This is a genomic window from Flavobacterium sp. YO12 (assembly GCF_004119495.1).
In the GTDB taxonomy this organism is placed as follows: Bacteria; Bacteroidota; Bacteroidia; order Flavobacteriales; family Flavobacteriaceae; genus Flavobacterium.
This window is the reverse complement of the sequence record NZ_NRQU01000142.1, coordinates 1-1068: the sequence shown is the minus strand read 5'-3', so window position 1 is coordinate 1068 and position 1068 is coordinate 1. Positions and strand designations below refer to the sequence as shown.

Below are 1068 nucleotides of genomic sequence, written 5' to 3'. Positions count from 1 at the left end.
AGTAGATCCTGGACTGCTGGTAACTGCAATTGAACCGTCGCTTTTTCCTTGGCAGCTTACATTTGTTGCAATACCGCTTACAGAAACTTTATTTTCAACTGTAAAGGTTTGAACTAATTCTGTTTTATTACCTGCACAGTCTGTTAAAGTATAAGTTCTAGTTAAAATATAAGATTCACCATTACATCCAGTTCCTCCATTATTAGTGTCGCTTACTGTAATGTTTACAGCTCCTGCGCAGTTGTCTGCCGCATCTTTTATGTCCGCTGGACTTCCTGCTGGAATGTCTGCAGCACTTTGTAGATTAGCAACATCTGATGGTGCGGTACCAGTTGGAGGTGTAGTATCTCTTACTGTTATAACTTGAGTATACGAAATTGAATTTCCACCACAATCACTTGTTGTCCAAGTGCGAGTTAAGGTATATTCTGTACCGCATTCGTTTTTAACATCGCTTTTAACTTCTTTGAAAACAATTGGTAAATCTCCATTACAATTGTCAGAAGCTTCCATGTTAAATGGTTCTGGAACAGCGTCACAAGAAACAGTACTATCTGATGGAAGGTTGCCAACAAAAGTTGGTTTTGTAGTATCCTGAATTGTAATTATTTGAGTAAATGTTTCAGAGATATTTCCGCAATCATCTTTTACAGTCCAAGTATTGGTGTAAGTACCTGCATTTCCACATTCTTCAGAAGCTTTAAACTCTCCGCTTACTTTATCAAGATTAGTTACATTAGTATCACATGCATCAGTTGCAACAGGGAATAAGGCTTGAGCTGCTGCTAAAGCTTGTGTATTGCTGCATTCTACTGTTCTGTTTAAAGAATCAGCTTCAGTTGACCACGTTGGTTTTGTAGTATCTTGAATTGTAATTATTTGAGTGAATTTTTCAGAAATGTTTCCACAAGCATCTGTAACCGTCCAAGTATTAGTATAAGTTCCTGCATTTCCGCATCCTGTAGAAGCTTTAAATTCACCACTTATTTTATCAATATCGGCAACACTTGTATCGCAGGCATCAATAGCAGTTGGGAATAAAGCTTGAGCAGTTGCTAAAGCTTGCGC

At 37.9% G+C, this 1068-nt stretch carries 1 pseudogene; it reads right to left on the bottom strand.

The features are described from left to right. Positions 1-1068: pseudogene (locus BOW55_RS20955) on the bottom strand (hypothetical protein); the annotation flags it as partial.